Origin of the sequence: Mesorhizobium sp. L-8-3, from assembly GCF_016756615.1 — a bacterium.
In the GTDB taxonomy this organism is placed as follows: Bacteria; Pseudomonadota; Alphaproteobacteria; order Rhizobiales; family Rhizobiaceae.
Genome location: NZ_AP023262.1, coordinates 3,692,674 through 3,716,359, shown reverse-complemented (window position 1 = coordinate 3,716,359; position 23,686 = coordinate 3,692,674). Strand labels below are relative to the sequence as shown.

The 23,686-nt window shown below is 64.6% G+C and carries 25 protein-coding genes; 12 read left to right on the top strand and 13 right to left on the bottom strand.

Translation table 11 applies throughout. The annotated features are described in order from the left end of the window. Positions 1-13 precede the first annotated feature (13 nt). On the top strand, positions 14-550 hold the full coding sequence (locus tag JN302_RS17355; RefSeq protein ID WP_202333896.1) for a hypothetical protein: 537 nt from the start codon (positions 14-16) through the stop codon (positions 548-550). A 109-nt stretch (positions 551-659) separates the two neighbouring features. Further along, complete coding sequence (locus JN302_RS17350) at positions 660-1,595, top strand: ribose-phosphate pyrophosphokinase (RefSeq protein ID WP_202313705.1); 936 nt, start codon at positions 660-662, stop codon at positions 1,593-1,595. Between the two features lie 606 nt (positions 1,596-2,201). Here JN302_RS17350 and chrA read toward each other — a convergent pair. The 3 genes from chrA to JN302_RS17335 all read right to left on the bottom strand — a co-directional run bounded on the left by chrA (position 2,202) and on the right by JN302_RS17335 (position 5,410). Beyond that, positions 2,202-3,542 carry a chromate efflux transporter gene (gene chrA / locus JN302_RS17345; RefSeq protein ID WP_202333895.1) on the bottom strand — a complete coding sequence of 447 codons (1,341 nt, stop codon included), beginning with the start codon at positions 3,540-3,542 and terminating at the stop codon, positions 2,202-2,204. Next, positions 3,539-4,357, bottom strand: a complete 819-nt coding sequence (locus JN302_RS17340) for a chromate resistance protein ChrB domain-containing protein (protein WP_202333894.1) — start codon at positions 4,355-4,357, stop codon at positions 3,539-3,541. Before JN302_RS17340 ends, chrA begins: the two co-directional genes overlap by 4 nt. 192 nt (positions 4,358-4,549) lie before the next feature. Next, on the bottom strand, positions 4,550-5,410 hold the full coding sequence (locus JN302_RS17335) for a LysR family transcriptional regulator (protein ID WP_202313700.1): 861 nt from the start codon (positions 5,408-5,410) through the stop codon (positions 4,550-4,552). Here JN302_RS17335 and JN302_RS17330 point away from each other — a divergent pair. From JN302_RS17330 to ychF, 4 genes are all read left to right on the top strand, one after another. Further along, positions 5,409-5,675: a hypothetical protein gene (locus tag JN302_RS17330; protein WP_202313699.1), complete on the top strand. Its 267-nt coding sequence runs from the start codon at positions 5,409-5,411 to the stop codon at positions 5,673-5,675. The genes JN302_RS17335 and JN302_RS17330 overlap by 2 nt on opposite strands. 268 nt (positions 5,676-5,943) lie before the next feature. Beyond that, on the top strand, positions 5,944-6,570 hold the full coding sequence (locus JN302_RS17325; RefSeq protein ID WP_202333893.1) for a 50S ribosomal protein L25/general stress protein Ctc: 627 nt from the start codon (positions 5,944-5,946) through the stop codon (positions 6,568-6,570). 23 nt (positions 6,571-6,593) lie between these two features. Then, entirely contained in the window at positions 6,594-7,301 is a 708-nt protein-coding gene (pth, locus tag JN302_RS17320; RefSeq protein ID WP_202333892.1) for an aminoacyl-tRNA hydrolase, read from the top strand. Between the two features lie 111 nt (positions 7,302-7,412). After that, the gene (gene ychF, locus JN302_RS17315; protein WP_202333891.1) at positions 7,413-8,516 is read left to right on the top strand and encodes a redox-regulated ATPase YchF; all 1,104 of its coding nucleotides are present in this window, start codon (positions 7,413-7,415) and stop codon (positions 8,514-8,516) included. A 394-nt stretch (positions 8,517-8,910) separates the two neighbouring features. Here ychF and JN302_RS17310 read toward each other — a convergent pair whose 3' ends face one another. The 3 genes from JN302_RS17310 to proV are packed head-to-tail and all read right to left on the bottom strand — an operon-like array spanning position 8,911 to position 11,990. Beyond that, positions 8,911-9,783: a glycine betaine ABC transporter substrate-binding protein gene (locus JN302_RS17310; RefSeq protein WP_202333890.1), complete on the bottom strand. Its 873-nt coding sequence runs from the start codon at positions 9,781-9,783 to the stop codon at positions 8,911-8,913. 27 nt (positions 9,784-9,810) lie between these two features. Next, complete coding sequence (locus JN302_RS17305) at positions 9,811-10,737, bottom strand: ABC transporter permease (RefSeq protein ID WP_202333889.1); 927 nt, start codon at positions 10,735-10,737, stop codon at positions 9,811-9,813. A 23-nt stretch (positions 10,738-10,760) separates the two neighbouring features. Beyond that, positions 10,761-11,990, bottom strand: coding sequence for a glycine betaine/L-proline ABC transporter ATP-binding protein ProV (gene proV, locus JN302_RS17300; RefSeq protein ID WP_202333888.1), 1,230 nt, complete (start codon positions 11,988-11,990; stop codon positions 10,761-10,763). Positions 11,991-12,759: 769 nt separating this feature from the next. Here proV and JN302_RS17295 point away from each other — a divergent pair. After that, entirely contained in the window at positions 12,760-13,161 is a 402-nt protein-coding gene (locus tag JN302_RS17295; RefSeq protein ID WP_202313691.1) for a helix-turn-helix domain-containing protein, read from the top strand. A gap of 289 nt (positions 13,162-13,450) precedes the next feature. Here the strand turns inward: JN302_RS17295 and JN302_RS17290 are convergent, their stop codons facing one another. Beyond that, positions 13,451-13,654, bottom strand: coding sequence for a YgaP family membrane protein (locus tag JN302_RS17290; RefSeq protein WP_202313689.1), 204 nt, complete (start codon positions 13,652-13,654; stop codon positions 13,451-13,453). Positions 13,655-13,951: 297 nt separating this feature from the next. On the opposite strand from JN302_RS17290, the gene corA reads away from it, so the two are divergent. The 5 genes from corA (at position 13,952) to JN302_RS17265 (ending at position 17,715) form a co-directional block, all read left to right on the top strand. Beyond that, positions 13,952-14,926: a magnesium/cobalt transporter CorA gene (gene corA, locus JN302_RS17285; protein WP_202333887.1), complete on the top strand. Its 975-nt coding sequence runs from the start codon at positions 13,952-13,954 to the stop codon at positions 14,924-14,926. An 86-nt stretch (positions 14,927-15,012) separates the two neighbouring features. Beyond that, on the top strand, positions 15,013-15,474 hold the full coding sequence (locus tag JN302_RS17280; RefSeq protein ID WP_202333886.1) for a MaoC family dehydratase: 462 nt from the start codon (positions 15,013-15,015) through the stop codon (positions 15,472-15,474). Beyond that, positions 15,471-15,944 carry a MaoC family dehydratase gene (locus JN302_RS17275; RefSeq protein ID WP_202313683.1) on the top strand — a complete coding sequence of 158 codons (474 nt, stop codon included), beginning with the start codon at positions 15,471-15,473 and terminating at the stop codon, positions 15,942-15,944. Before JN302_RS17280 ends, JN302_RS17275 begins: the two co-directional genes overlap by 4 nt. 138 nt (positions 15,945-16,082) lie before the next feature. Further along, the gene (locus tag JN302_RS17270; protein WP_202333885.1) at positions 16,083-16,469 is read left to right on the top strand and encodes a YciI family protein; all 387 of its coding nucleotides are present in this window, start codon (positions 16,083-16,085) and stop codon (positions 16,467-16,469) included. Between the two features lie 10 nt (positions 16,470-16,479). Then, entirely contained in the window at positions 16,480-17,715 is a 1,236-nt protein-coding gene (locus JN302_RS17265; RefSeq protein WP_202333884.1) for an RNA polymerase sigma factor, read from the top strand. On the opposite strand, the gene JN302_RS17260 is transcribed toward JN302_RS17265, so the two are convergent. The 6 genes from JN302_RS17260 to JN302_RS17235 all read right to left on the bottom strand — a co-directional run bounded on the left by JN302_RS17260 (position 17,716) and on the right by JN302_RS17235 (position 23,609). Then, positions 17,716-18,261, bottom strand: coding sequence for an adenine phosphoribosyltransferase (locus tag JN302_RS17260; RefSeq protein ID WP_202333883.1), 546 nt, complete (start codon positions 18,259-18,261; stop codon positions 17,716-17,718). It abuts the gene before it with no gap. 95 nt (positions 18,262-18,356) lie between these two features. After that, on the bottom strand, positions 18,357-19,223 hold the full coding sequence (locus JN302_RS17255; RefSeq protein ID WP_202333882.1) for a cytochrome c1: 867 nt from the start codon (positions 19,221-19,223) through the stop codon (positions 18,357-18,359). A 31-nt stretch (positions 19,224-19,254) separates the two neighbouring features. Further along, positions 19,255-20,559, bottom strand: a complete 1,305-nt coding sequence (locus tag JN302_RS17250; RefSeq protein ID WP_202313677.1) for a cytochrome b — start codon at positions 20,557-20,559, stop codon at positions 19,255-19,257. A 12-nt stretch (positions 20,560-20,571) separates the two neighbouring features. Next, a complete protein-coding gene (gene petA / locus JN302_RS17245; RefSeq protein WP_202313676.1) occupies positions 20,572-21,135 on the bottom strand; it encodes a ubiquinol-cytochrome c reductase iron-sulfur subunit in 564 nt (187 codons plus the stop codon). A 285-nt stretch (positions 21,136-21,420) separates the two neighbouring features. Continuing rightward, positions 21,421-21,735 carry a DUF6665 family protein gene (locus JN302_RS17240; RefSeq protein WP_202333881.1) on the bottom strand — a complete coding sequence of 105 codons (315 nt, stop codon included), beginning with the start codon at positions 21,733-21,735 and terminating at the stop codon, positions 21,421-21,423. Positions 21,736-21,740: 5 nt separating this feature from the next. After that, positions 21,741-23,609, bottom strand: coding sequence for an ABC transporter ATP-binding protein (locus JN302_RS17235; protein WP_202333880.1), 1,869 nt, complete (start codon positions 23,607-23,609; stop codon positions 21,741-21,743). Between the last annotated feature and the right edge of the window lie 77 nt (positions 23,610-23,686).

The window sequence follows — 23,686 nt, the reverse complement described above, 5'->3', positions numbered from 1 at the left end:
AGTTATGCGGGGAATGAGCCGGGTGCTCGCCACTTCCGTGACCGTGCTTTCAGCACTCATGCTCGCGGCCTGCACGACCTCGGATGTGCTCGAACCGTCGGCGATGGTCGGCAATCCGCCGACCGCCGCCTCCACCGCTCCGTCACCTGTCGCGCCGGGCGGTGAAACGGTCGCCGCAATCGACAGCTCGGCCAGGATCCAGTTCGCACCGATCGTCGGCTCGACGGTCGAAGCGGTCACACCCCTCACCGAGCGGCTGGCGACCAGGGCAAAGGAGCGCGGAATCGGGCTCGCGCGTTCCGATGAGCCGGGCGCCTCCTATGTGCTCAAGGGCTACCTGTCGGCCATCACCGAGGGCAAGGAGACGACCGTCATCTATGTCTGGGACGTGCTCGACACTTCGGGCAATCGCCTGCACCGCATCCAGGGCCAGCAGAAGGTGGCCGGCAGTGGCGAAGGCTGGGCCGCCGTGCCTGATACGACCATGCAGACGATCGCCGACGTCACCGTGGACCAGCTCGCGCTGTGGCTTGGAGGCCGCACCGGCTAGGCGAATCTTTGGATTTTGACGACGATTCATCGTCTCTCCGCTTGCAATGGCGGCGAAGAAAGCTAAAAGCCCCCACATCTAAGGGCGCCCCCATCGCCAGGGAAACTTCATGAAACTCTTCGCGGGCAATTCCAACCGGGTTCTGGCCGAAGCGGTTGCCCGGTATCTCAATATTCCGTTGGGGAAGGCGAGTGTACGCCGCTTCGCCGATCAGGAGATCTTCGTCGAGATCCAGGAGAATGTGCGCGGAGAGGATGTCTTCATCCTGCAGTCGACATCCTTCCCGACCAATGACCACCTGATGGAACTCCTGATCATGATCGACGCCTTCATGCGCTCTTCGGCGCGGCGCATCACGGCGGTGATCCCCTATTTCGGCTATGCGCGGCAGGACCGTCGCGCATCGGGCCGCACGCCGATCTCCGCCAAGCTCGTCGCCAACATGATCACCCGTGCCGGCGCCAATCGCGTGCTGACGCTGGACCTGCATGCCGGCCAGATCCAGGGCTTCTTCGACATACCGACCGACAATCTGTTCTCCGTTCCGGTCATGGCGCGCGACGTGAAGGCCAAGTACCGGCAACTGTCCAACGTGATGGTGGTCTCGCCCGACGTCGGCGGCGTGGTACGTGCGCGCGCGCTCGCCAAGCGCGTCGACGCACAGCTCGCAATCGTCGACAAGCGCCGCGAGCGGCCGGGCGAGTCCGAGGTCATGAACGTCATCGGCGACGTCAAGGGCAAGGACTGCCTGCTTCTGGACGACATCGTCGACTCCGGCGGCACGCTGTGCAACGCAGCGGACGCTCTTCTGGAGAAGGGTGCCCGCAGCGTAACCGCCTACATCACCCACGGCGTGCTTTCCGGCGGCGCGGCCGCGCGCATCACCGGCTCGAAGCTTCAGGAACTGGTCATCACCGATTCCATCCAGCCGACCCAGGCGGTGGTGGACGCCCACAACATCCGCGTCATCTCGATCGCCGACCTCATCGGCGAAGCCATATCGCGCACGGCGACCGAAGAATCGGTGTCGAGCCTCTTCGACTGATACCGACAGCCGACAAGATCGATCGTTGGAGCGCGGAGGGGGAGAATCCGCGCGCCGCGACGCCTCGTTCTGCAAAGATATGTGCATCCCCAGAGTGCCGTCGGTATGACGCGTACATGCCCGGCTCCTGTTTTGCGGCCGGTGATAACCGAGCCCGGACAGCTGGCGGTCCTGTAAAAAACTGGGAAATAACAGGACGGGCCTGTTATTTCGGCAGGTCGTCGAAGACGGCGTGACGGGGTAATGTTGCGGCGGCGCCTCGTCTGCCTGGCGACATCTCGCGAAGCACCGGAGAAGACCGCCTAACGAGGTGGCTCGCCTCGTTCTGGCACGGCCGGAGCCGGCGGACGCAGTTCATCACGTTGAAAGCAGGCGTCAAAAATTCACCGTGGTGGCGCTGGTGTCAACGGTGGTCATCAAGGATTGATCGGCGTTGCCTGCCGACGGGGCGCCGAGTTTGCCGATCTGACTATCGCGCCTCGCTGCGCCATCCGGGGCCCCTTGGCTTTCCCGCCGATGGGCGTGGGCCGCACGGTCGCAGGCCCCTTGGAAATCGCCCGGAGATGCCGACATCGATATCCACAAGGCCTGCAACAATCCTGGCTCTCAGCCGGCGGCCAGCATCCAGATCATTCCGCCGGCGGCCGCCGCCGCCAGAACGCTGATCATGTTGGCGTGGAAGCGGATCAGTGCGATGCCGGCAGCGAGCGCGATGCCGGCGCTTGCCGCGTCGAACGCCGCCGGATCGGGCATGGGAAAACTGAATGGCCCGGCCGAGATCGTGCCGACGCTGCCGAACAGGACGTGCAGCGCGAACCACAGCGCCAGGTTGGCGATGACGCCGACCACCGCGGCGGTGACGGCGGCGAGCGCGCCGGCAAGCCAGCGGACGTTGCGGACCGTCTCGACATAGGGCGCGCCGACGAAGATCCAGAGGAAACAGGGCACGAAAGTGAACCACAAGGTCACCGCCGCGCCGGCCAGCCCGCCGACAAGCGGCTCGAAACCGGAAAGACGCGCCCCGCCAAGGAAGCCGACGAAGACCAGCACGAGGATAAGCGGGCCAGGGGTGGTCTCCGCGAGACCGAGCCCGGTAAGCATCTCGTCGGGCTGGAGCCAGTGATAGACGTCGACCGCCTGCTGCGCCACGTAAGCGAGGACGGCATAGGCGCCTCCGAATGTGACCGTGGCCATCTTGGTGAAGAACAGCGCTTCGGCGGCAAACACACCTCCTGGTCCCTGCAGGATCCAGAGCGCGGCAAGCGGTATCAGCCAGAGCCCCAGCCAGACGGCCGAGGTCGCTATCAGGCGGCGCGTGCCCGGCCGGGTCCATTCGGGCGCTTCGGCGATCAACCGGCGGCTCTCCTCCGCGTCATCGCTCACCTGCGCCCCGGTGGCCGATGGCAGGAGGGCACCGCACAAGGCGGCCGCGAAGATGATCAACGGAAACGGCAGCTTCAGGAAGGCGATAGCGACGAAGGCGGTGAAGGCGAGCGCCAGCATCGACCTGTTCCGCAAAGCCCGCTTCGAAACCCGGATCAGGGCCTCCAGCACGACGGCCAGCACCGCGGCCTTCAGCCCGAACAGGAAACCCTGCACGATCGAGACATGTCCGACCAGGAGATACCCGGCCGACATCGCGGTGATGACCAGGGCGCCCGGCAGCACGAAGAGCAGCCCCGCGGCCAGGCCGCCGCGCACGCCGTGCAGCAGCCAGCCCGAATAGGTGGCGAGTTGCATGGCCTCGGGGCCCGGCAGCAGCATGCAATAGTTGAGCGCATGCAGGAAGCGCGCTTCGTCGAGCCACCGTTTCTCGTCGACGAGGACGCGGTGCATGAGCGCGATCTGACCGGCGGGCCCACCGAAAGACAAGACGCCGATCCGGGCGAAGACCCGCACCACCTCGCCGAACGGGACCTGGGGCTGCGAAAGAACGGGAGCGTTCATGCCGCTTGCGCTCCCACCGGCCAGTTGTGGCGCTCCTCGACGGCATATCGACACCAGCCGTAAAGCGCGTCGTAGAGCAGCATGCCCTTTTCCAGTTGGGCGTGGTCGTTCTGCTCGATCGCGGATAGACCGAGCGACAGGGCAAGCAGACCGGCCGCCTGCGGCTCGAGGTCGAGACGCGCCGTATCCGCCCCGCGCACGATGCGCGCGAGATGCAGAAGCGAGGAATCGTCGAGACCGAACTCGGTGAGGAGCGTGTCGAAACTGCATGTCTCGCCGCGATGCGAGTAGTCGACCCCCTCCACGTCGAACGGAATGGCGCCCAGTTCGTCCGCCACGTCACGAACCCACTCGGGGGCCACGAAAAGAAAGGTGGCGAACGGATCGACGAAGCGTCGGATCAGCCACGGACAGGCGATACGATCGATCTTGGGTCTCTCACGGGTAACCCACACGCTGCCCGTCGGCCGAGACACGTCCACACCAGTGGCGCTCCTTCGCACCATCGGGCCGCCCGCCGCCGCAAAGGCTTCGATGCCGCCGTCGAGCACGGCTACCGCGGCGCCTGCCTGGTCGAGCCGGGCGGCGGCAAGAGCGCTGACATTGTGGCCGTGAGTACAGTAGACGACGAGCGACCTGTCCTGCGGCATCTGCCGGAACCAGTCATGCGACGCCATGTGGTCTCGCCAGACAGCTCCGGCGATGCGCTTCGGCGCCGCCTGGAAAGCGTCGGAACGACGCACGTCCACGACAACGGGGCAAGCTTCGGTCCCGATCAAGTCAATGAGTTGTTGGGGTGAAATCCTCTGCGGCATGGCAGCCTCCGCACAATAGCGAAGGCGGAACTTGGGCCACAGCCTGACGGGGAGTCCACCTATGCCCCCGATGCGATGACCTTACTGCAAAGGGGACATCCCATCAACTGGAACCTTGGGGCCGGATTTTGCTCTCGCCCTCGAGCTTCGCCATCTCGAAGCCGCACACGAGCGCCGGGCGCCTTGACGGGCTCAAAGGGGGCGCGTCGTGAACGCTTCGCGGATCGCGTCGGCCATACCGTCGACGGCCGCGCTTCTGGAAGCCCGGTTCCGGTGGAGCACGACATTGGAGGAATCGATGGCGCCGAAACCGTCCGCTGCCGTCAGTTCGCGGCAGCCGGGCGGGATGTTGCTGCGTGAGATCGGAGCGACGGCGAAACCCGCGGTGACGGCGAGCTTCAATCCGCCATTTGTCTCACTCTTGTAGGCGACGCGATAGGCAATGCCGCGCTCCTTCAGCGACTTGACGGCAAAGTCGCGGCACCAGCCGGAGTTGTTGTAGAGCGCCACCGGCAAAGGCCTTTCCTCATGAAGCTGATGCAACTCCGAGGTGACCCAGACAGTGGGATCAGTCATCAACACCTCCCCGTCCGAGAAGTCCTGCCACTCGAAGACCACGGCCAGATCGAGTTCGCCGTCCGCGACCGCGGCCATCTGAACCGACGAGGGCGCGTAGCGCACCGTGATCTCCACCTGGGGATGGCGCTTGGCAAAAGCGCCGAGCGCACGCGCCAGGATGGAGTTTCCGTATTCCTCCGGGATGCCGATGCGGACCGGACCGTCGAGCGGCGGCGCGTTGAGGGATGCCGCGGTCTCGTCCAGCAACGCCACGACGCGGCGCGCATAGGTCAGCAGATGATCGCCCTTGCGGGTCAGCGACACGCCCCGCGACCCGCGGTCGAAAAGCGGGTCGCCGACAGTCGCCTCCAGCCGCTTCATCTGCATGGAGATCGCCGATTGCGTGCGCCCGAGATGGTCGGCCGCGCGCGTGAAATTGCCGGCGTCGGCGATGGCCACGAATGTTCTGAGCAGATCGCTGTCGAACTGGGTCATGAGCGCACCGACCGACATGAAGAATTCTGATGGCAGACATCATTCCAATTCGTTTGAAAAATGTCAAAGGCGGCGCGATACAGCGCATGAACATCAGGGAATCACGGCAATGATGCGGGCTATCGACTGGGGCAGACGCAAGCGGAACCGGGAGCGGGACGACCGCTTGCTCAAGGACATGGGCCTAAGTCCGGAACAAGTCCTCGGGCCGGGCCGCGTTTTCTGGTCGGAATGGGAACGGCAGCGCGAGCCCTGGCTGCTTTGACGGATCGCGGAGACCTGGAAGTCTTCGCCAAGCCTCCTCACTCCCCCGCCGCAAGGTCTCGCGGCGGGATCTTTTTTGGCTGAAGCCGCGGAAAGCGCTGGTAGCGCCGAACTTGCGCTCCCCACCCTCTTCCGCTATAGAGCCGCCACCCGCGTAGACACCCTTGGAGGCAACGCGGCGGAAAGCCGCCTCATCCGGCGGCTTTCGACGTTTACGGTCGAGGCTCTCGCCTGCCGCAAACGCTCCAGACAACGCGAAAGGAAATGCCATGAGCGAAACCTACGAGCTCAAGGCCGAAGCGCGCGAACGGGTCGGTAAGGGGTCCGCTCGGGAAGTTCGCCGCAACGGTAAAGTGCCTGCAGTCATCTATGGCGACAAGCAGCCTCCCCTGGCGATCGCCCTCAGCTACAAGGACATCTTCTACAAGATCCACGGCGGCGGCTTCATGACCACCGTCACGACGATCGACGTCGACGGCAAGAAGATTCAGGTCCTGCCGAAGGACTATCAGCTGGATCCGGTCCGCGACTTCCCGATGCATGTCGACTTCCTGCGCGTCGGCAAGAACACGGCAGTCAATGTCGAGGTGCCCGTCCACTTCGTCAACGAGGACAAGTCGCCCGGCCTCAAGCGCGGCGGCGTGCTGAACGTCGTGCGCCACGAAGTCGAGTTCCATTGCCCGGCCAATGCGATCCCGGAATTCATCACCATCGATCTCACCGGCGCTGATATCGGCGATTCGATCCACATCTCGGCGGTCAAGCTGCCGGCCGGCGTGAAGCCGGTGATCACGGATCGCGACTTCACCATCGCCACCATTGCCGGCTCGGCTGCGATGAAGCCGGAAGCCGAGGCGGCGGAAGAGGCTCCGGAAGCCGAAGGCGCCCAGGAATAGCTTCGCCCCGGAGGGCCGGTACCGTGCTTCTCTTTGCTGGTCTCGGCAATCCCGGCGCGAAATACGTCAACAACCGGCACAATGTCGGTTTCATGGCGGCGGACGCTATCGCCCGCCGCCATGGTTTCTCTGCCTGGTCGAAGAAGTTCCAGGGCGAGGTCGCCGAAGGCAAGCTCGGCGGCGAGAAGGTCATCCTGCTGAAACCCCAGACCTTCATGAATCTTTCCGGCCAGTCGGTCGGCGAGGCGATGCGCTTCTACAAGCTGGAGCCAGCAGCCCTCACCGTGCTCTACGACGAGCTCGACCTCGTCGCCGGCAAGATCAGGATCAAGACGGGCGGCGGTGCCGGGGGCCACAACGGCATCCGCTCGATCGACGCCCACGTCGGCAAGGACTATCGCCGGGTGCGCATCGGCATCGGTCATCCCGGCGTCAAGGAGATGGTGCATGGCCATGTGCTGGGGGATTTCGCCAAGTCCGACAGGCAATGGCTGGAGCCTCTGCTCGACGCATTGGCCGACAACGCAGTGCTGCTGGCCGAGGGTGACGACAACGGCTTCATGAACAAGGCGAGCCTTGCCGTCCAGGGTGCGGGCAGCAACGGCCCGGCCAAGCCTGCTCCCAAGGCGCAGAGCCATATCCGGCAGGCGCGGCCGCAGCAGCCCACCGCCAAAGTGCCTGAAACGGGCCCGATGGCCGCGATGCTGAAGAAGCTTCTGGGCAAGGATTGAAGGACTTCCGTCATTCTGCGGGCGCGCGGCGCGCCAACAGGGGTTGACGGCGATCGTGGCTATCGCCCATAGCCCGTGCAAGATTTCGACCTCCCCATAGGACTGGACAAAATGGGTTTCAAATGCGGCATCGTCGGCCTGCCCAATGTCGGCAAGTCGACGCTCTTCAATGCGCTGACCAGGACGGCTGCGGCACAGGCGGCCAACTATCCCTTCTGCACGATCGAGCCGAACACCGGCGAGGTGGCGGTTCCCGACCCGCGCCTCGACAAGATAGCCGGCGCGGCCAAGTCGAAGGAGATCATCCCCACCCGCATCTCCTTCGTCGACATCGCCGGCCTTGTGCGCGGCGCCTCGAAGGGCGAAGGGCTGGGCAACCAGTTCCTCGCCAACATCCGCGAGGTCGACGCGATCGTGCACGTGCTGCGCTGCTTCGAGGATGACGACATCACCCATGTCGAAGGCCGCATAGATCCGGTCGCGGATGCCGAGACCGTCGAAACCGAGCTGATGCTGTCGGATCTGGAAAGCCTGGAACGACGCATCGTGCAGATCAGGAAGCGCGCGACAGGCAAGGACAAGGAAGCGACGACCATCCTGCCGGTCATGGAAAAGGCGCTGGAACTGCTGCAGGCCGGCAAGCCGGTGCGTCTCATGCTGGCTGATATCGCCGCGGAGGATCTGAAGATCCTGCAGGGCCTCAACCTGCTGACTTCCAAACCCGTGCTCTATGTCTGCAACGTCGCCGAGGCGGAAGCGGCCAGCGGCAACGCGCGCGCCAAAGCCGTCGAGGCGATGGCGGCGGCGCAGGGCGCCCGTACCGTCGTGATTTCGGCCGCGATCGAAGCCGAGGTCGCGCAGCTTCCAGATGACGAGGAGCACGAGTTCCTGGCCGCGCTTGGCCTCGAGGAGCCCGGCCTCGACCGGCTGATCCGGGCAGGATACGAACTGCTCGACCTCATCACCTATTTCACCGCCGGCCCGAAGGAGACCCGCGCCTGGACCATCTCCAGGGGCACCAAGGCGCCGCAGGCGGCGGGCGTGATCCACACCGATTTCGAGCGCGGCTTCATCCGCGCCCAGACGATCGCCTACAACGATTTCGTGACGCTCGGCGGCGAAGTGGCCGCCAAGGAGGCCGGCAAGGCCCGCGACGAAGGCAAGGAATATGTCGTCCAGGACGGCGACGTGATGTTGTTCAAGTTCAACACCTGATTTCGGCCTACCGAGAAACAGGCGGCAGCCCATACAGGCAGGATGACGCGAAACGACCGCGAGCAGCTACTCGGAAAGGGATCTCCCTAAATTCAGGGTGACCGCCTGGCCGCCAATCGAAGCCATGAGCGCCTATGGCTCCCGCTACGTGAAAAGGCCGGGACTAGTCCCGGCCTTTCTACTTCCCGCCGCTGGTACATCCGCAGTCGGCGGGGAGCGAATGAGGGGAGTATGGAGCATCTGGCCGCGAACGCAAGCCCACCTTTTGCGTTAGGGCTCTGCACAGCTACCCCTTGATCCTTGCGATCGGGAGCCGACCCAGGGCCGACGAGAATTCGTTGCCGGCCGCATGGCTTCTGCCTTGGCCCACTGCCGATCGAAGATGACTGGCGTCTTACTCCGAGCCCGCCAGCCAGGCCTTCACCCGGTCGGGGTGATCTGCGATGTACTTGTCGACGGCCTTTTCATAGGAGGTCTCCTGCGCGTCGAACATCGCGGCTTCGAGCTCGTCGAGAGGCAGTTTCATGCGCGAGAGAAAGGCGGCAGCTTCAGGATTGTCTTCCTTGAAGCCCTTGCGCGCGAGAACGTCCACATGCTCTGCCGCGCCCAGCGCGCCTTTCGGGTCCTCGATGTAGCGAAGCTTGTACTTCCCGAACATCCAGTGCGGGCTCCAGGCAGTTGCGACGAACCATTTTTCCGAACGCATGTCCCGGTCGACCGTCGTCAGCATCCCGGCTTCGCTGGAGATCTGAAGCTTGTAGTCGAGGCCGTAATCCTTGATGGCCGCTTCCGAGAGGCGGGTAAGGCCGGCGCCGGGATCGATGCCCTGAACCGTCGCGCCGAGCTTTTCCTTGACGTCGTCCTTCTTCAGATCCTCGATAGAGTTGACGGCGTCCTGCGGAATGTAGGCCGGCACGACCCAACCGAGCTTCGCTCCCTCATAGACCGAACCCAGCGTCTCGACCTTGTCCTCCACGCGCTTGAAGTAGTCGGCATGGGTCTGCGGCAGCCAGGCCATCATCATCGCGTCGAGATCGCCACGGCTGATACCCTGATAGAGCGGAGCGACGTCGGTCTGCACCAGTTCCACCTTGGCGCCGAGGTTGTCCTCGATCAGCTTGGCGGCGAGCTTGGTGACGAACTCCGCGTCGGACCAGGCGGCCCATCCCAGCTTGGTCGTCTTGGCGTTGTCCTGGGCAAATGCCGCCGTCGCGAAACCGGCGGCGATCGCCGCGGCCAATCCCAGCCGTGTCAGTCTTCTGAACATATTGTCTCCTTCTTGTGGATAGGGAGTTCAAGCGGAGGGTGCCCCGCCGCTTGCCGCATCGGAACGTTCGAGCGAAGCCGTGCCCGAATGTCCGCCTGCCTTGCGCAGCGCAAGGAAGCCTGGGAAACGCGCCCTGCCCTTGCCGAGGCTCTGGGTGATCCGGTCGAGGACCACGGCGAGCACGACGACCGCCAGCCCGCCCTCGAAGCCGGTCCCGACATCGAGGCGCTGGATGCCGGTGAGGACGGTGTTGCCGAGCCCGCCTGCACCGATCATCGACGCGATGACGACCATCGACAGCGACAGCATGATGGTCTGGTTGATGCCGGCCATGATCGAGGGCATGGCGTTGGGCAGTTGCACCTTGAAGAGCAGCTGTCGCGAGGTGCAGCCGAACGCCAGGCCCGCCTCGACGAACTCGGAGTGGACCTGGCGGATGCCCAGATTGGTCAGTCTGACCACCGGCGGCATGGCGAAGATCACCGTCGCGATCGTGCCGGGCACCGCCCCCAATCCGAAGAACATCGCAGCCGGGATGAGATAGACGAAAGCCGGCATGGTCTGCATCAGGTCAAGCACGGGCCGCACTGCGGAGGCAACCGGCGCGCTGCGCGCCATCGCTATCCCGGTCGGAATGCCGATCACCACCGCAATCGCCGTCGCCGCAAGCACCAGTGACAGCGTCTCCATCGTCGCGGTCCACAGTCCCATATGGCGGATGAGCCAGAACGAAAGGAGCGTGAACAGCGCGAACTTCCAGCCGACGCGCCAGAGGGCGAGCAGAGTCAGAACGGCTATGCCCGCAACGGGAGGAACCGAAACCAAGAGATTCTGTATGCCGCCCGTAACGAAGCCGATCGCCGTCGCGATCGCATCGAGCGCCGGCATGTAATTGTCGAGGATATAGTCGACGGCGATATCGGCTCCGTGGCCGATGCTGAGATCGAAATCCATGATTTCTTCCGTTCGGTGCCGGCTCAACTCGCGCGGTCGAGCGTTTCCAGGAGCGACGACTTGCTGATGGAGCCGAGATATCGATTGTCGTCGTCGATGACCGGAAGAGGCCATCGGCTTTCTGCGACGCGGCCCAGCACGTTCGACAGGGGTTCGCCGGCGGGAATGGGGACCACGTCCGGAAGAAAGGCGTCCCGACAGGGCTCGGCTGCTTTGGGCTGGCCGTTCCTGACGAGCGTCTCCTGGCTGACCATGCCGCGATATTTGCGGTCGCGGCCGACGACGACGGCGACTTCGCGATCGGATTGCCGCAATTGCTCGAGGGCGGTTGCAATCGAGACGCTCTGCCTGTCCACGATCGTCAGCTGGGTCTTGTGGGCGATGTCGCCCGCCTTGAACACCTGGGAGACGTCCACATTGCGGAAGAACGAGCGTATGTAGTCGTTGGCCGGGTTGGTCACGATCTCGTCAGGCGTGCCGACCTGCACCACCTTGCCGTCCTGCATGATGCAGATGCGGTCGCCGATGCGCATTGCCTCGTCGAGATCATGACTGACAAAGATGATCGTGCGGCTGTGCTCGGCCTGCAGACGCATCAGTTCGTCCTGCATTTCGGTTCGGATCAGCGGGTCGAGCGCGGAAAAGGCTTCGTCCATGAGCAGGATCGTCGGCTCGCTCGCCAGCGCCCTGGCGAGCCCGACGCGCTGCTTCATTCCGCCCGACAGTTGCTCGGGTCTGCTTTGCGCATAGGAGCGCAGGCCGACCGCTTCGAGAGCAGCGAGCGCCTTTGCCATGCGCTCCGCTTCGCCCACGCCCGCCACCTCGAGCCCGAAGGCGGCATTGTTGAGCACATTGCGGTTCGGCAGAAGAGCGAAGGACTGAAAGACCATGCTCATGTCGCGCCGGCGCAATTCGATCAGTTCGCGCTTCGACATCCTGGTGATGTCGCGCCCGTCTACCTCGATCACGCCGGCGGTAGGCTCGATCAGTCGATTGAGGAGGCGCAGCAGCGTCGATTTGCCCGATCCCGACAGCCCCATGATCACGAAGATCTCGCCGTCCATGATATCGAAGCTGGCGTCGTCGACGCCGACCACGCAGCCGGTGGTTCGATGGATTTCCGGCTTTGCTTTGCCCGCCCTTGCCATGTCCAGCGCGACGCCGGGATGCGGGCCGAAGATCTTGAAGACGTGCCGTATGCTGAGTTTGACCCTTGAGAGGTCGGTATGGTGATTTTGTGTATCCAATAGCATTCCAAAGTCCACCGGTCGGTAGGACACGTCTCCTTCTCGAGATTTGGCCGCCTGCAGGATCCTGGCCGCCGGATGGGCGGCCGCGAGGAGGCGAATACAGCGTCGGGCTGCGCGTGGATTGCCGAAACGACGATTCGGCAAGAGGGTGTGCGTATAGTCGACGCATGAACGGATGTCCACCCGCCTGCAACTCTGGAGTGCCGCCGCCCGGCCTCGAAGGGTCCGAGCAACCCCTGCCGGACCGGCTTCGGAACGGGCGCAGGTGTGGTTTCGCCGGCCCGGTGCAGACGGCAAGCCGTCGATGTTTCCGACGCGTTTTCAATCTGAACCGGCACCGGCCATGAGCGGAAGGCGAGGTTGTCGAGTGCGGGCGAGGCCGGAAATCAAGTCTCACGGGTTGCCCTGCCAGATATGGCTGATTAAGATGCCGGCAGGGCGACCTGAGGCTTACAATACCAATCCCGTCACGAGGCATTTTCGTCAAAGAGTATTATGTATTCATGAGCCTATGTCAGACATGTAGAAATTTAGACGGGATACGATAAGCCAGATGGCAAGATCAGTTTGCGCCAATCTTTCCGGCAGGTTCGATCCGGCCCCTCGCATTCGGGCCGTTGCCGTCCCGCTGAATGCTTCAAGGCAAGGCCGGCATGATGGCCTCCCACCGATCGGCCATCACATGCGGCGTACCTGCCGGCGGCGCGTGCCATGCGCAATGTCAAGCGCACCAATCCGAACGATCAATTTTTAGTTGCAAGGAGAACCGACCATGATGGCCCGCAAAGACGACGCCGATTTCGCCCAGGATGACACCCTCGGCGGACGCATCTCGCTCGCCCGTGAGGCAGCGCGGCTGACCATGGCCCAGGCCGCAAGGCGCCTCGGCGTCCAGACCGCAAGCTGGAAGGCGTGGGAATGCGACCGGGCAGACCCGCGGTCAAACCGCCTTGCCATGATGGCGGGGCTTCTCGGCGTCAGTCCCTCCTGGTTGCTGACGGGGGTAGGCTCCGGCCCGGTGGAGCGGTCGTCCGACGAGGTGACGGACCTGCTTCGAGAACTCCGCGCCGCCTCCGCGGAGGCCGTATCGTCTCAACAGCGCGTCGAGATACTGCTGGCCAAGCTGGAGCACCATGGCCGCAGGCTGGCGGCCGGCACGATGTCTGCGGCCTGACCAGCGTCTCCGATCGCTGGCCGTTCGCCGTCGCAGCTTCCTCGATCGCCTGGGCCGGCCCCGTGTCGTCGCCGAATTCGGCGAGCCTCGGGCAATGGTCGGTTGATCCCCCGCCCCGCCGGGCTTGACGACTTCGGAAGGTCGCCTGGCTCCGGATCAGGAATGACCACCTCTTCATCCAAGTGAGAGGGCACAATCGTGAGGCTGCTACGTTCGCCGAATGGCAGCAGCGCACAAAAAAAGCCGGCTCGGCGCCGGCTTCTTGGCAGGGCCTGCGGACTGCAGGCGACTAAGACTGCTTGTTCAGCGTTGTCTTGTGGAACAGCCTGTAGAACGGGCACACCCCGAACAGGCCCGTCAACAGCGGGACGACACCGATCAACCCGAACCAGCGCAACGGCGCTTCGGGTGCGAGGAAGATCATGGCCAACAGAACAGCGCCCGCGGCTGCCCGCATAGCCCGGTCGCTCAGTCCAACATTTTGCTCAAACATGCGTATTCTCCGGCAAAGGCATTTAATCGGCTACGATTCGCCCCCCATCGATCGTCGCCACGCGCAAATGGGGTGGAGCCCTTCCAAACACAAGTGTCCGCGCGACCACCGCACGCATTTGTGAAAGATCCCTGACATTTGCTGACGCAAAGGGGGCCCGAAACCGCAGGCTTGACGCCTCCGGCGGCCGGGTCTAAGCGGCAGCTTCCAGGCCGCCGGAACTTCTTTGCCGGACACAATCCTGAAACAGGCGTCGCCTATGACGCGCCTCTTGTCGAAGGCAAGGGAGACCGCTCAATGATCAAGGCATTCGTCATAGATCAGGATCGCCTGCGGCTGGTCGACGGCCTTTCCTCGGGCGGCAGCCCCGTGGTCTGGGTCGATCTCGTGAGCCCCACCAAGGAAGAAGAAGCTGACATCGAAGCCTGGATCGGCGTCGAGATCCCGACCCGCGAAGAGATGGAGGAGATCGAGATATCCAGCCGTCTCTACGTCGAGGACGGCGTTTACTTCATGACCGCGACCCTGCCCGCCTCCACCGAAGGCGACGAGCCCATCATCTCGCCCGTCACCTTCGTGCTGGCAGGCAACCGGCTGGTGACCATCCGCTATCATGAGCCCCGTGCCTTCCAGACCTTCCCGGTGCGGGCCGAAAAGGCCTCGATCGGCTGCACCAATGCCGAGACCATCCTGATCGGGCTCCTGGAGGCGATCGTGGATCGGCTGGCCGACGTGCTCGAGCGCGCCTCGCGCGACGTCGAAGCGTTGTCGAAGGATATCTTCAATCCGACCGAGACCAAGGCCTCGAAGCGCGATCGCAGCTTCCAGCTCCTGCTGAAACAACTCGGGCGCAAGGAATCGCTCACCTCCAACATGCGCGACAGCCTGACCACGCTGCAACGCCTGTCGAGCTTCATGGCCCACGCCACCGGCCAGAGCAAGAGCAGCAAGGATGTCCGCGCCCGCGTCAAGACGTTGTCGCGCGACGTCGCCTCGCTCGCCGACCACTCCTCCTTCCTGTCGCAGAAGATCACCTTTCTGCTCGATGCCACGCTCGGGATGATCAATATCGAGCAGAACGCCATCATCAAGATCGTGTCCGTGGCCGCCGTCGTCTTCCTGCCGCCGACCCTGGTCGCCTCGATCTACGGCATGAACTTTGACGCCATGCCCGAGCTGAAATGGAACATCGGCTATCCGCTGGCCCTCGGCCTGATGGTGGTCTCGGCCGTGCTGCCCTTCTGGTATTTCCGCCGGCGCGGCTGGCTGTAGCATGCTCGCTCTCGGCCGACAAAGCGGCCTTGCATCGGCGGCGCGGGCTGTACATGGTATTCGTACAAGTTTGAACAGGATCTGACATGACCGCGAAGAAATGGGCCTTGGAGGACTTCGAGGAGGGCGGCACGATAGAGCTCGGCGCGAAGACGGTCACAGCGGAGGAGATCATCGAATTCGCCAGAGAGTTCGATGCGCAGCCGATGCATCTCGATGAAGAAGCGGGCAAGGCCAGCATCCTCGGTGGGCTTGCCGCCTCCGGGTGGCACACATGCTGCATGTTCATGCGCATGATGTGCGACGGCTTCCTGCTCGACTCGACGTCGCAAGGCTCGCCGGGACTGGATTATGTGCGCTGGAAGAAGCCGGTCCTGGCCGGAGACACGCTGACCGGCCGCAGCACGGTCATTGCCAAGCGAGGCTCGAAGTCGAAACCCGGCCTCGGCTTTGTGACCGTGCAGAGCGCGCTCATCAACCAGCGCGGCGATGTGGTCATGGAATTGCAGAACACCGGAATGTTCCTGGCACGGGAGACGGTCCGATGAGCGCGCTCGACGAGTTCTTCGGCATCGGCGTCACCACGACGCTCGGCTCCCACACATTCCAGGCCGAGGAGATCAAGGCCTTCGCCCGCAAATATGATCCGCAACCCTTCCACGTCGACGAGGAAGCCGCCAGGAGAAGCGTGTTCGGTGCGCTCTGCGCGTCGGGCTGGCACACGGCCGCAACCTGGATGAAGTATAATCTGAAGCTGCGCCAGGATACCGTGCCGGTCGCCTGGACCGGTCCGGGGCCGCGGCCGGAATTCGGCCCATCGCCCGGCTTCCGCGAGCTGAAATGGCTGAAGCCGGTCTTTGCCGGCGAGACGATCACCTTCACCCGCACCGGTATCGACCACCGGCCGATCGCTTCACGCCCCGGCTGGCGCATGCTCACCATTTTGTGCGAAGCTTTCGATACGCGCGGCGACAAGGTGATCGAGTTCACGAGCGCGATACTTGTGAAGACGGGCTGACCTTACGAGATACGATGCGCCTGCCTGATATCGGCAGGCGGCGAAGCAAAAAAATCGAGGCCGGTGTCCGATTGCGGCCCGCATCCCCGTCATTGGGCCGAGCGACGACGACGCGCTCGTTACCGAAAGGACAGGACGATGCATTACACGCTTCTCTTCTATCAGAGTGCCGACGAATTTGCCGCGCGGGCGGACCCCAAGAAACGCGAGGCATTCTGGGCGAGCTTCGTGCCTTATATGAAGGCGCTGCAGGACGCCGGGATCGTTGTCGCCGGCGCCGGCCTGCAGCCACCTGCCACCGCGACCAGCCTGCGCCCCAGGGAAGGCGCCCACCGTGTCCAGGACGGCCCGTTCGCCGACACCAAGGAACAGCTCGGCGGCTTCTTCATCATCGACGTGCCCGACATCGACACGGCGCTGAAATGGGCCGCGCGCTATCCGGCCGGACCGGAGGGCGGCGTCGAAGTCCGCCCCAATCTCCCGCAGACGGACCACGATCGGATGGCGGAGATAGCGGCCGGCTAAGGGCCGCCTCGTGGTCGATGAAGCCCTGGCAAGGGTCGAGCGGGCGGCACGTGAATCCTATGGCCGCCTGCTCGCCTTCCTCGCCGCACGTTCGCGCGACATCGCCGCGGCCGAGGACGCTCTGTCCGACGCCTTCGGCGCGGCCCTGTCGACCTGGCCGCGCTCCGGCGTGCCCGACAAACCCGAGGCCTGGCTGCTGGTGGCGGCACGGCGACGGCTGATCGACGCTGCGCGCCGCCGTCAAGTCCACCGGCAGTCAGTGCCGGCATTGATCGCCGCGGCGGAAGAAGCGAGCGAACGCAGCGCCGGGCCGGATGGTCTGGGCGACGAGCGGCTGAAGCTGCTCTTCATCTCGGCGCATCCCGAGATCGATGCGGCATTGCGCACGCCCCTGATGCTGCAGACGATCCTGCGGCTCGACGCCACGCGGATCGCCTCCGCCTTCTGCGTGAGCCCGGCGGCGATGGCGCGCCGTCTGAGCCGGGCCAAGAACCGGATCCGCGGCGCGGGCATCCCCTTCGAGGTTCCGGCCCCGGACGAGCTCGCGCCGCGCCTCGACGCCGTGCTGGAGGCGATCTACGCGGCCTATGGCAGCGGCTGGGACGACGTCGCGGGCGACGATCCGCGCCGCAGCGGCCTGCCCGAGGAGGCGCTGCATCTCGGACGGCTGGTCGTCAGCCTGTTGCCGGACGAGCCGGAAGCACGCGGCCTGCTCGCGCTGATGCTCCATTGCGAGGCCCGGCGCGCCGCGCGGCGCGGGACCGACGGAGCCTTCGTGCCGCTCTCCGAACAGGATTGCAGTCTGTGGTCCCCTGCGCTCTGCGAGGAAGCCGAGCACGAACTCGCTTACGCTGCCGAGGCCGGGCGCATCGGTCGCTTCCAGCTCGAAGCGGCGATCCAGTCGGCGCATGCCCGGCGTGCCGTTACCGGCAGCACCGACTGGGAAGCCGTGGCGCTGCTCTATGAGGGACTGGTGCTGCTCGCGCCGACCCTCGGCGCGCAGGTCGGCCGCGCCGCGGCCATCGCCGAGGCGCGTGGCGCTCCGGCTGGCCTCGCCTTGCTCGAACAGATCGATATCCAGGCGACCAGGAGCTACCAGCCCTATTGGGCGCTGGCTGCGCATCTTCACGCCCGGCTTGGCCACACCACGATGGCCGGCGAGGCCTATCAACGTGCGATCGGCCTTTGCGACGACGCAGCCATGCGCGCCTTCCTGCGGAGGCGCGCCGAGACGGTCATGAAGTGATCAATGCCCTTCGAACGCGACAAGGGTGCGGACGGGAACGCCGAGCGCCTCGAGCCTGGCACGGCCGCCGAGATCGGGCAGGTCGATGACGAAACAGGCGCTGACGATCTCCGCACCCATATGCCGCAGCAGCTTCGCCGCCCCTTCGGCCGTGCCGCCGGTCGCGATCAGGTCGTCGACCAGGATCACCCGTTCGCCCGGCTTCACTGCATCCTTGTGCATCTCCATCTCGTCCAGCCCGTATTCCAGGCTGTAGGCGACGCGCACGGTCTCGTGCGGCAGCTTGCCCTTCTTGCGGATCGGGATGAAGCCGGCCGAAAGCTGGTGCGCGATCGCGCCTCCGAGGATGAAGCCGCGCGCCTCGATGCCTGCGATCTTGTCGATCTTGGAGCCCGCCCATGGATGAACGAGTTCGTCCACTGCACGGCGGAAAGCACGCGCATCGCCGAGCAGCGTGGTTATGTCGCGGAACAGGATTCCCGGCTTCGGATAGTCCGGGATCGTGCGGATCGACGTGAGCAGCGTGTCTTCGAGGGAAGATTTCATGTCAGGACGGTCCCGTTGCCGCACATACATGCCGGTTTCGCAGTCGAATGAAAAGGGCGCCGCCGGCGCCCTTTGGAAAGTCGCTGCGATCCAACTCAATGCGGTGTGGTAGCCCACACCTTGCGCTTGGTCAGGTAAACCAGCACGCCGAACAGGGCAAGGAAGATGATGACGCGGAAGCCGGTCTTCTTGCGCTCCTCGAGATGCGGCTCGGCGGCCCACATCAGGAAGGCCGAGACGTCGCGCGCATACTGGTCGACCGTCTCGGGCGTACCGTCCTCGTAGGTCACCTGGCCGTCCGAGAGCGGCTTGGCCATGGCCAGCGACTTGCCGGCGATGAAATACGGGTTGTAGTGCGTGCCCTCGGCAATTTCCATGCCGGCCGGCGGCTGCTCGTCATAGCCGGTCAGCAGCGCATGGATATAGTCGGGACCGTTTTCGGCATACTGCGTGAAGATGTCGAAGACGAAGGTCGGGAAGCCGCGTTCGACACCGCGCGCCTTGGCGATCAGGGAGAAGTCGGGCGGGGCGGCGCCGTTGTTGGCGACCGCCGCAGCGACCGGATTCGGGAATGGCGACGGGAAGTGATCCGACGGGATAGCCGGGCGTTCGAACATCTCGCCGTCGGCATTCGGCCCGTCCTGCACGGTGTACTCGGCCGCGAAGGCGCTAACCTGGGCGGGCGAGTAGCCGAGCCCCTCCAGCGTGCGGAAGGCGACGAGATCCATCGAATGACAGGCGGAGCAGACTTCCTTGTAAATCTTCAGCCCGCGCTGCAACTGGCCCCTGTCATAGGTGCCGAACGGACCCGCGAAGGACCAGCTCTGCTCCACCGGCTTGTGGATCGGGAAGTGCGTCGGCTCGGCCGCGCTGTGGCCGGCCTCCTCTTCGGCCGCCCAGACACCAGCAGCGCCCGCAAGCACAACGCCCAGCACCGCCAATCCGCTGAGAATCTTCTTCATGAAAACTATCCTCTCAAAGATTCTCGGCAGATCAGCCTTTGGTTTCCGGCGAGGCGGCCACGCCGCTCGGAAGCGCCGTTGCGCCGTTCCCCTTCTTGGCAAGCACCGCTTCGGTGATCGAGTTGGGCAGCCTGCGCGGGGTTTCGATCAGGCCGAGGACCGGCATGATCACCAGGAAGAAGGCGAAATAGTAGAGGGTCGAAGCCTGGGCCATGATCACATAGGCGCCTTCCGCCGGACGCGAGCCGAGCCAGCCGAGGAAGATGGCGTTGGCGGCGAACAGCCAGAAGAACAGCTTGTACCAGGGGCGGTAGACCGCAGAGCGGACCTTCGATGTGTCGAGCCAGGGCACGACGAACAGCACCGCGATGGAGCCGAACATGGCCAGCACGCCGCCCAGCTTGGAATCGATCGGGCCGATGTTGAAGGTGATGGCGCGCAGGATCGCGTAGAACGGCAGGTAGTACCATTCGGGGACGATATGGGCCGGCGTCTTCAGCGGGTCGGCAACGATGTAGTTGTCGGGGTGGCCGAGATAGTTCGGCATATAGAAGACGAAGTAGGCGAACACGGCGAGGAACACGACCATCGCAAAGGCGTCCTTGGCGGTGGCATGCGGCGTGAACGGAACCGTGTCGGTCTTTGCCTTGACCTCGATGCCGGTCGGGTTGGTCTGACCGGTGACGTGCAGCGCCCAGACGTGCAGGACGACGACGCCGGCGATCATGAAGGGCAGCAGATAGTGCAGCGCAAAGAAGCGGTTGAGCGTCGGATTATCGACCGCGAAGCCGCCAAGCAGCAGTTGCTGGATCCAGTCGCCGACCAGCGGGATCGCGGTGAAGAACCCGGTGATGACGGTTGCACCCCAGAAGCTCATCTGGCCCCAGGGAAGCACATAGCCCATGAAGCCGGTCGCCATCATCAGCAGGTAGATGATGCAGCCCAGGATCCACAGCAGCTCGCGCGGCGCCTTGTAGGAACCGTAATAGAGCCCGCGGAAGATGTGGATGTAGACGGCAATGAAGAAGAAGGACGCGCCGTTGGAATGCAGGTAGCGCAGAAGCCAGCCCGAATTCACGTCGCGCATGATCTTCTCGACCGACTGGAAGGCGAGGCCCGTGTTTGCGGCATAGTGCATGGCCAGCACGACACCGGTGAGGATCTGCGCCACCAGCATGATCGAAAGGATGCCGCCGAAGGTATAGGCGTAATTCAGGTTACGCGGCACCGGGTAGGCGACGAAGGAATCATACATCAGCCGCGGCAGCGGCATGCGTTCGTCGACCCAGCGGCCGATGCCGCTTGTCGGCTTGTAGGTCGAGTGTCCACCAGCCATGGAAATTCCCCCTTAGCCGATCCGGATCTTGGTGTCGGAAATGAATTGGAAAACGGGCACGGCCAAGTTCTCGGGCGCAGGGCCTTTGCGGATACGCCCCGCCGTGTCGTAGTGGGAGCCGTGGCACGGGCAGAACCAGCCGCCGAAATCGCCGGACTGGCCGAGAGGCACGCAACCGAGATGCGTGCAGACGCCGACCATGACGATCCAGTTCTCCCTGCCCTCGCCTGCCGACCGATCGATGTCGGTCGCCTCGGCGCCCGCCGGGATGTTGGCGTTGCGTGCCACCGGATCCTTCAGCTCGGCCATCGGCACGGCCTTGGCCGCCTCGATCTCTTCCGGCGTGCGGTTGCGGATGAACACCGGCCTGCCGCGCCATTTGGCGGTCAGCGACATGCCCGGCTGAAGCGCGGAGACGTCCACCTCGACAGAGGCGAGCGCGAGCGTCGAAGCGTCGGGGCGCATCTGGTCGATGAACGGCCATGCGACGGCGCCAGCGCCGACCGCACCGGCCATGCCGGTCGCAATATAGAGAAAATCGCGGCGGTTTGGCTCCGTCGTATCGTGTGCGCTCACGGGACTCTGATCCTTTTCCCTTATCTGCGCCGGCGGCTGAACCGATCCCCGCTCTTCCTGGCGCGCACCCGAAATCGCATGGCGACGGGCTAGCGACAGACCTCCGGCATTTGCGGCTGGTTTATGCGTGAAGAATGCGCTTGTCCAGACGGCAGTAGGCCTCAGGGCAGATTGTCGCGGCCCTGTGGATCAAGCCCGGAATCGGCCCGTCCCGGGGGAGCGGGAGGCGGCCGGCGACCACTGCGCGGCCCGTCGCTGCGACGGCCAGGACGGCCCGCCCGAGCCCTATTTCGCCCCGAGCCTCGCCAGCACTGCCCTGGGTATGTCGTATTCGCGAATCACGGCGTCGTGGCGCCGAAGGCCGCAGAGCTCGCGCTGGATGAAATAGGCGTGCACCGCTTCGGCGGCATCGCGCAGCAGCCCCGGACGAGCCTGGTCGTCGGCCGCGAGGACGCGCAGCCTCGCGAGCGTCTCCTCGACACGCCGGCCGGCCCGCCCGAGCGCCGAGGCCATCTCGCCGGCGATTTCGTGATGGAGGACGTCGAGCCCGCTCTGGAGGCCTGCCGAACCCGAATGGGCGCCTGGCGGTCGCAGCGACATCGCCCCTACTCCGCGGCCAGGCTCTCGGCCAGGAAGCCGCCGGACTGACGCTTCCAGAGCTGGGCATAGAGCCCGCCCTTGGCCAGCAGTTCCTCGTGGATGCCCTCCTCGACGATGCGGCCTTCGTCGATCACGACCACCCGGTCGAGCGCAGCGATGGTCGACAGCCGATGAGCGATCGCGATCACGGTCTTGCCTTCCATCAGCCGGTAGAGATTGTCCTGGATGGCTGCCTCCACCTCCGAATCCAGGGCGGATGTCGCTTCGTCGAGAATGAGGATCGGCGCGTCCTTCAGCATCATGCGTGCGATCGCGATGCGCTGGCGCTGGCCGCCCGAGAGCTTCACGCCGCGTTCGCCGACCTGGGCGTCATAGCCCTTGCGGCCCTTGGGATCCTGAACGTCGACGATGAAGTCGTGCGCGGCGGCACGCCGGGCAGCTTCGACGATGTCGCCTTCCCGGGCGCCGGCCTTGCCGTAGCCGATATTGTCGCGGATCGAACGGTGCATCAGCATCGCATCCTGGCTGACAACGCCGAACTGGGCGCGCAGCGACGCCTGGGTGACGGAACGCACATCATGCCCGTCGATCAGGATGCGGCCCTTCTCGACGTCGAACAGGCGCAGCGCGAGATTGACGATGGTGGTCTTGCCGGCGCCGGAAGGGCCGACCAATGCGACGCGCTCGCCCGGCCTGACATGGAGGTTGAGGTTCTCGATGATCCCGCCGCCCTTTTCGTAGTTGAACGAGACGTTCTCGAAGCGGATGTCGCCCTTGGCTCTCGGGAGCGCGACGGCGTCCGCCGCGTCGCGAATGGCGGGGCGGACGGATATCGTGCCCGTCGCGTCCTGGATCGTGCCGTAGTTGCGGATCAGGCCGTTGACGTTGAACATCATCCAGCCGGACATCTGGTTGAGCCGGAAGACCAATGCGAGCGCGGCCGCGATCGCCCCGGTCGAGATGTTGCCCTGCGTCCAGCTCCAGACAGCGATGGCGCCGATCGAACTCACCATGGTGCCGTTGAGCGCCGCCACGGCGGAGCGCACCGTGGTGACGGCGCGGGTGAGCCGGAAGACGGCGGCGATGAAGCTCTCCATCGCATCGCGGATGTAGGCGTGCTCACGCCTCCCGCTGTCGAACAGCTTCACGGCAACGATGTTGGTGAAGGCGTCCACCAAGCGCCCGTTGAAGACGGAGCGCTGGTCGGCCGTCTCGCGCCCGGCGCGCCGCATGGTCGGCAACAGGAACCGCACGATCGCCACATAGCCGAGGAACCACAGGCCGACGACCAGCCCCATCAGCGGATCGAGCGAGACGAGGATGGTGATGGCCAGGACCACGAAGGTCAGGAACGACCACATGGTCTGCAGCACGTTGACGATGAAATCGCCGACGGCCTCGCCGCCCTGCATGATCTTGGTGGCGATGCGGCCGGCAAAGTCGTTCTGGTAGAAGGCGTAAGGCTGCTCGATGACGCGGCGGAACGACTGCCAGCGCACCATCGAATAGAAGCCCGGCACGATCACCTGCTGTTCGACCAGCGCGGAGGCGACCAGGACAAGGGTGCGCACGACCAGGACGAGCAGGAGCAGGCCCAGGAGTTGGGGCCAGTGATCTGCGAAGAGGCGCTCCGGGCTGGAGGAATCCATAAGATCGATCAGCCATCCGACCGACCAGTACATGGCGGCATCGACCGCGCCGGCCAGGCCGCCGACGATCAGCAGCAGGACGAAGGGTCCCCTCGCCTGATTGGCGAAATAGAGGATGAATCGCCAGGCCGTGGCGGGCAGCACGTCGCGATCGGTGTCCTGAAAGGGATCGATCGCCCCTTCGAAGCGCCGCCAAAGGCTGTCCGGAAAATTGGGTTCGGTCATTCGCCTTGCCGTCTCACCGATGCGGTAGTCGGGCCGGCCGCATCCGGCCCGACGACAAATATAGGGACGGTCGCGGC